Below are 6579 nucleotides of genomic sequence, written 5' to 3'. Positions count from 1 at the left end.
TAGTTCTACCAATTTCTAATGATTTTAAATGATAAAAACACTGACTTTAACCTCTAACTCTCTTTTTAACCCCCACCAACCTCCCCATCCCTCCGCCTATATCCTTCAGATAGGCTTCGCCAACGGCACCTCCCTTAGAAAGGGAGGGAGGAGGAGGCTATTAGTTCCCTCCTAGTTCCCTCTCATTTCAGGACAGGTTAAAACAAAATTATAGAAAAATGGTATAACAATGAAAGGATCTCTTGAATTAATCTGCTGTACAGTTACCCTGAAAACCAACAAATACAGTTAGGGTTCACTCATGTACTGGAGTTGAAAAATTGTCACCGAAATCATCGAAAACCACTCATCCTTTGACTCGTCTGTTACAATACGCTCATCCTTACCGGATGCAAATATTTCAGGCGACAATTTGTTCTATTTTAAATAAACTATTTGATTTAGCGCCGCCTGTTTTAATTGGTGCTGCCGTTGATGTTGTCGTGAACCAACAAGATTCATTTATCGCCCAATGGGGAGTCGAAAATGTCGTCGCCCAACTCTGGGTATTATCGCTGTTAAGTTTAATTATATGGGGCTTAGAATCAGCTTTTGAATACGCCTATGAACTCCTCTGGCGAAACTTAGCCCAAACCCTTCAACATGATTTGCGTTTAGATGCTTATAGCCATTTACAAGAACTCGAATTAGCCTATTTTGAAGAACGCAGTACCGGAAGTTTGATGTCAATTTTAAATGATGATATCAACCAGTTAGAACGGTTCTTAAATTTTGGTGCGAATGAAATTTTGCAAGTGGTAACAACTGTTATTTTAGTGGGAGGTGGGTTTTTTATTCTCGCTCCAAATGTGGCTTGGTTTGCCATGTTACCCATGCCTTTTATTATTTGGGGATCAATGGTATTTCAAAAACGTCTCGCCCCTCGTTATGCAGAAGTGAGAGAACGAGTTAGCTGGTTAAATGGTCAGTTATCCAATAATTTAAGCGGCATTACAACGATTAAAAGTTTTACATCAGAAGACTATGAAACTGGACGAATTACCGAACAAAGTGAAGCCTATCGACAGAGTAATAAACGAGCGATTAAACTGTCTTCTGCTTTTGTTCCCTTAATTAGAATTGCAATTTTCTTTGGGTTTATTGCAACATTATTATTAGGAGGAATGGAAGCCCTAGCCGGACGTTTAGCCGTAGGAACTTATAGCGTTTTAGTGTTTATTACCCAACGTTTATTATGGCCGTTAACGCGACTGGGAGAAACCTTTGATCAGTATCAACGGGCGATGGCTTCCATTAACCGAGTGATGAATTTATTAGATACATCTATTGAAACTCATCCGGGAGATATTCCCCTTCCAGTCAGTCAGGTTAGGGGAGAAATAGACATCAAAAATATTACCTTTGCCTACAATAATCGAGTTCCAGTTATCGAAGATTTATCTCTGAAAATACCAGCCACTAAAACCATTGCAATTGTCGGGGCGACAGGTTCAGGAAAAAGTACATTAGTGAAATTATTACTTCGACTCTATGAAATTCAATCAGGAATAATTACCCTTGATGGGATTGAAATTAATCGAATTCAATTAAAAGATTTACGTCAAGCCATCGGTTTAGTGAGTCAAGATGTTTTTCTGTTTCACGCTACCGTTGCTGAAAATATTTCCTATGGAACTTTTGATGCGTCTTTACCTGAAATTATCGCCGCCGCGCAAGTGGCAGAAGCCGATAATTTTATTCAAAAATTACCCCAAGGGTATGATACAATTGTTGGAGAACGAGGACAAAAATTATCCGGCGGACAACGACAACGCATAGCCATTGCGAGAGCCGTGTTAAAAAATCCACCTATATTAATATTAGATGAGGCGACCTCTGCCGTCGATAACGAAACAGAAGCCGCCATTCAGCGATCGCTCGAATATATTACCCAAAATCGAACAACCATTGCGATCGCCCATCGCCTGTCAACCGTGAGGAATGCAGATTGTATTTACGTCATGGATCAGGGAAAATTAGTAGAATGGGGGCGACACGAACAATTATTAGAAACACCAGGAATTTATGCAAGTTTGTGGCGGGTACAATCTGGATTAACAGTGAACAGTGACCAGTGACCAGTTACCAGTAAAAACCGTTTTCAGTTAACAGTTTTTTCCCGACTCCCAACTCCCGACTTTTGCCTCTTGCAATTCGCGCCTATTGCCTTCTAATTAGAGAGTCGCAAAGTAGATGCACCAATACAATGCTAAGTGTCTCAAAACCTAATTTTAAAAGCTTAGATTCACTCCTCATTGTCGGTATTTTTGCGTTGTCTCCAGTTAATTCCCAGTCGCTTGAGATAGTCCCAACCCCTTTGGGGCCAGACGTGTTGGCGACCAGTTTTTTGAGCAATCCATTCGGCGACTTTCGGGCCTGACCAGGCACCCCCATCAGGGGGAGGGCTTTGTAAAGCCTCTTTGAGTTCCTGCTGCTGCGCCAAGCTTAACAAAGAGCGAGCAACAGGGGGTTGGCGATCACGGCTACGGTTCCTGACAGAACAGGGGCCTTCGCGGTTATAGCGCCGAATAATCTCCTTAGAATAGTCGTAGTTCAAGCCTACAACCTCGGCGGCTCGTTTAATAGTCCAGCCACCCGCGACGAGCTGAAGCAAGTGCCATCGACGCGCTTCGGTAGTATCCCTCGCTTGTCGGTAACGCACTTTCAGGTCTTCAGTCGTGAGATGGGGTTCTAGATGAGCTTTTGGTGGCATCCTCCTCTCGCATCACATCCGGAACGTTAATCGATCTATCCAAGTTCTGCAAACAATTCCGGAGTGAATCCGAGAGAGATATGAAATTCTTATCAAACAAAAACCATTCATCAGGGGTTTTTGCGCTTAGGAGGCGGAGAAACAGTGACCAGTAACCAGTTATCAGTGACCAGTGGGGACAGTTATCAGTGACCAGGGCTTGCCTTGCGACGGGCGCGGTTTCCGGCGAGACTTAGTTCGCAATCTTAGCAAAGTTCGCAAGAGAGTGACCAGTGACAAGTGACCAGTTAGCAGTTAAAGACTTCCCCTATTGCCTGTTGCCTATTGCCTATTGCCTATTGCCTATTGCCTATTGCCTTTTGCCTTTTGCCTTTTGCCTCTTGCCTTTTGCCTTTTGCCTTTTGCCTTTTGCCTTTTGCCTGTTGCCTGTTGCCTGTTGCCTGTTGCCTGTTCACTGATGACTGTAAACTGTCTTAAACCTTCACAGGTTCCTCTAACATCAATTTTGAGCGTTTTACCAGTTCAGGAACGTCTATTGGATATTTTCCGGTAAAACAAGCCGAACAGAAATTCTGAGGGTCTTCGTGAGTCGCTTGTAACATTCCTTCCCAACTCAGATAAGCCAACGAGTCCACCCCAATATGTTCGGAAATCTCCTCAACCGACTTCTTCGCCGCAATCAATTGATCTTGGCTATCAGTATCAATCCCGTAGAAGCAAGGATGAGTCACAGGAGGAGAAGAAATTCTCATGTGAACTTCTGTCGCCCCTGCATCTCGCAACGCTTTAACAATCTTACGGCTGGTGGTTCCTCGCACAATAGAATCATCCACCATAATCACTCGCTTTCCTTCCAAAACATCTTTTAGAGGATTCAGTTTCATGCGAATACCCGACTCTCGCATTCCCTGAGTCGGTTGAATAAACGTGCGACCCACATAACGATTTTTGATCAATCCTTCCATGTAGGGTATATTAGATTCTTGAGAAAAGCCAATCGCCGCCGGAATACCAGAGTCGGGAACCCCAATTACTAAATCCCCATCAATATAGGACTCTTTGGCTAAGACTCGACCAATTCGCATTCGATAACTGTAGAGACTTTCTCCCTCCATTTGGCTATCGGGTCGGGCAAAATAGATCATTTCAAACACACAAAGTTTTCGAGAGGCTTGTTGTTGCCATTGAATTGACTGTAATCCGTCTTCAGTAATCCAAACCATTTCACCCGGTTGAACTTCTCGCAAAAATTCAGCACCGATAATATCTAAACCGCAGGTTTCAGACGCCAGAACGTATCGAGTCGGGTTGTTGTCTAAAGTGCCAATCACCAAAGGACGAATCCCATGAGGATCACGTACACCCATCAATCCCACAGGGGTACCAATCGCTAAACTAAATGCTCCTTCGCACATTTTAAAGGCACTTTGACAAGCGTCTAACCAGTCCTTACCCGAATCAACTTCAGAAGCGATCGCCAGAGCAATTAATTCTGTATCTGTGGTACTAACAAAAGTATATTGGCGTCGGGTCATCTCTTCCCGCAGTTGAGGGGTATTAACCAGATTACCATTATGAGCGACTGCGACTGATCCTAGACGGCTATTGGCGACAGCCGGTTGAGCATTGACCACTCGGCTCGATCCGGTTGTAGAATAACGAGTGTGACCGACTGCGAGATTCCCTTTTAACTCGCTGAGGATCGATTCGTTAAACACTTGAGAAACTAACCCCATCTCTTTGTACAGATGCAGCTTTTCTGAGTCAAAGGTGGCAATTCCTGCTGATTCTTGACCTCGGTGTTGGAGGGCGTATAATCCAAAATAGGTGAGTTTAGCAACATCTTCACCCGGTGCGTAGATACCGAAAACACCACAAGCTTCTTCGGGTTTATCGGGGTTTTGGGGATTGGAGTCGGGTTGGTCAGTCGTCAGCAAATCGTTTGGTATCATGGTCGTTGCTAGGTGTTTAGTGTCAGAATAAGCAGGAATTGGGATCTTGTTGAAAGCTATGCAGTGCTAGATAACAGTGCCGAGCTTTCTAATAGTTGCATCCTGATCCCTCACTTAAACAGTAGCGTAAACAATTACACACGTCATCCGAGTTTACTTCAATCTCTAGTGTTGTCAACCGATCTCACGTCAGTATTTGCAAAAATTGAGCGGGCGTTTTAGGTCAGATTATCAGCAATCTATCGGTTTCTAGCTGAAGACTAGACTGGGTTTTTGAATGAGCTATTGCGTTCAATTAAATTTGTTAATACCTGTAATCAGATTTAATTAATTCTCAGATGAAATTGATTCGATAATGGATAGCCTAGATCTATACGAAATTTTTGATGTAGAAGACTGGTGGGAAAGTCTGCAATCTCTGTCGATTATCCTAAAATTTAGTAAATTTTTTAGCGAACAACTTTTACAATTAACGACTTAATACTGACGGAAATATTAATTGATAGTCCTATGTGCGAGGACTTTGGATATTAGACACGGGTTTCAACCCCCTGACTGACTTCTGAGTTCAATATTAGAAGGCGGCACCCGGATTTGAACCGGGGGTGGAGATTTTGCAGACCTCTGCCTTACCGCTTGGCTATGCCGCCGTATCACGAATTTTCATTGTATCACAGAGGAGCTTTTTGTGGCAAGCTGCCAATCCTCAACTAAAGTTTTTAATTGGGCTGGCAACCCCGGAATATACTGAGGATAAACAGGTAAGCGTTTTTTCAACTGCCAACCGTTAGCTTCAAGAATAGGGGCAAGCGTTTGAGCATCGGGGTGAGGATAGTCGGGGTTCACTTCATCATGGGGACTGATACCGCCTAAATCCCTCGCTCCGGCTATGAGACATTCGATTAAGATATCAGGATGGGTGACGAGATTCGGCGGAATTTGTAACGTAATCTCATTTGGAAGCAGAGAACGAGCGATCGCAACGACTTGAGGCAGTAGAGTCATATTAAAAGCTTCTCCCTGCCAAACTTGCTGCTGACCAGGACTGTGAGGTTGTAAGATCACTTCTTGGATATGTCCCCAACGCTGATCAACGGTGGCGATCGCTTCTAAGGTTTCTCGCCAGTCCGTCTCATTTTCCCCAATTCCCAATAATAAACCCGTTGTAAAGGGAATTTGCAATTCTCCCGCCCATTCTAGCTGTTGGAGTCGCAGTTGAGGAACTTTACTCGGGGCGTGGCGGTGGACGGTTTCCAGCAATTTAGGAGTCATTTGTTCAAGCATCAAGCCCATTGAGACATTAACCTGTTTGAGTTGTGCCATTTCTTCATAGAGAAGTGGCCCGGCGTTGGTGTGGGGTAAAAATCCCATCGACAAGGCGAGTTCACATAATTGATAAATTCGTTCAAACCAGGCTGGACGTTGAGGACTCTGAGGATGAACTTCTCCACTTAAGATTAAAATCTCAATCACCCCTCGATCTTGAAGCGATTTTAAGATTTGTTGAGCTTGCGTCAGAGTCAGCCCTGGGCTTGTTCCGGGTTCGGAGCGGAAATTACAGTAAGTACAACGATTAAAACACTCGTAGGTTGGAACCAGTGTATAAGCCGGACTGTAAGTGATCACAGAAGACATAGATCAATGACTGAGATAGTGCCACATCTACTGTACAAACCGGATTTACCACCTGGGTAGAAGCCTGACTTGAGCAATCATTAGTTTTCTTTATAGCTTAGTTAAGTAAACTTTCTGAAAAACTACTTTACAAAACTTCATTGACCGTGCAATACTGTAATCACGGTAGAGAAATCACTACCGACGAACCTCGAAAAATACATAGCAATCATACCTAACATGACAACTACCTTACAGCAG

5 protein-coding genes and 1 tRNA gene are annotated in these 6579 nt (G+C 43.7%); 2 read left to right on the top strand and 4 right to left on the bottom strand.

Translation table 11 applies throughout. The features are described from left to right. Positions 1-389 precede the first annotated feature (389 nt). Positions 390-2117, top strand: a complete 1728-nt coding sequence (locus WN50_RS08700) for an ABC transporter ATP-binding protein (protein ID WP_152964747.1) — start codon at positions 390-392, stop codon at positions 2115-2117. Between the two features lie 167 nt (positions 2118-2284). Here WN50_RS08700 and WN50_RS08695 read toward each other — a convergent pair whose 3' ends face one another. Together WN50_RS08695 and purF are read right to left on the bottom strand one after the other, a co-directional pair. Continuing rightward, the gene (locus tag WN50_RS08695; protein WP_046280573.1) at positions 2285-2752 is read right to left on the bottom strand and encodes a helix-turn-helix domain-containing protein; all 468 of its coding nucleotides are present in this window, start codon (positions 2750-2752) and stop codon (positions 2285-2287) included. A 473-nt stretch (positions 2753-3225) separates the two neighbouring features. Continuing rightward, positions 3226-4704: an amidophosphoribosyltransferase gene (gene purF, locus WN50_RS08690; RefSeq protein ID WP_046280572.1), complete on the bottom strand. Its 1479-nt coding sequence runs from the start codon at positions 4702-4704 to the stop codon at positions 3226-3228. A 355-nt stretch (positions 4705-5059) separates the two neighbouring features. On the opposite strand from purF, the gene WN50_RS36870 reads away from it, so the two are divergent. Continuing rightward, the gene (locus WN50_RS36870) at positions 5060-5185 is read left to right on the top strand and encodes a hypothetical protein (protein WP_281062870.1); all 126 of its coding nucleotides are present in this window, start codon (positions 5060-5062) and stop codon (positions 5183-5185) included. A gap of 98 nt (positions 5186-5283) precedes the next feature. Here WN50_RS36870 and WN50_RS08685 read toward each other — a convergent pair. Together WN50_RS08685 and cofG are read right to left on the bottom strand one after the other, a co-directional pair. After that, positions 5284-5354 (bottom strand) — tRNA-Cys (locus tag WN50_RS08685). Between the two features lie 13 nt (positions 5355-5367). Beyond that, entirely contained in the window at positions 5368-6339 is a 972-nt protein-coding gene (cofG, locus tag WN50_RS08680) for a 7,8-didemethyl-8-hydroxy-5-deazariboflavin synthase subunit CofG (protein ID WP_046280571.1), read from the bottom strand. Positions 6340-6579 lie beyond the last annotated feature (240 nt).

The organism is Limnoraphis robusta CS-951 (assembly GCF_000972705.2).
This window is presented reverse-complemented; position numbering and strand designations above follow the sequence as displayed.

Excerpts from the sequence above, each read along its gene's own strand:
- purF (WP_046280572.1), bottom strand. The coding sequence starts at position 4,704 with ATGATACCAAACGATTTGCTGACGACTGACCAACCCGACTCCAATCCC.
- WN50_RS08695 (WP_046280573.1), bottom strand. The coding sequence starts at position 2,752 with ATGCCACCAAAAGCTCATCTAGAACCCCATCTCACGACTGAAGACCTG.
- WN50_RS08700 (WP_152964747.1), top strand. The coding sequence starts at position 390 with ATGCAAATATTTCAGGCGACAATTTGTTCTATTTTAAATAAACTATTT.
- WN50_RS36870 (WP_281062870.1), top strand. The coding sequence starts at position 5,060 with ATGGATAGCCTAGATCTATACGAAATTTTTGATGTAGAAGACTGGTGG.
- cofG (WP_046280571.1), bottom strand. The coding sequence starts at position 6,339 with ATGTCTTCTGTGATCACTTACAGTCCGGCTTATACACTGGTTCCAACC.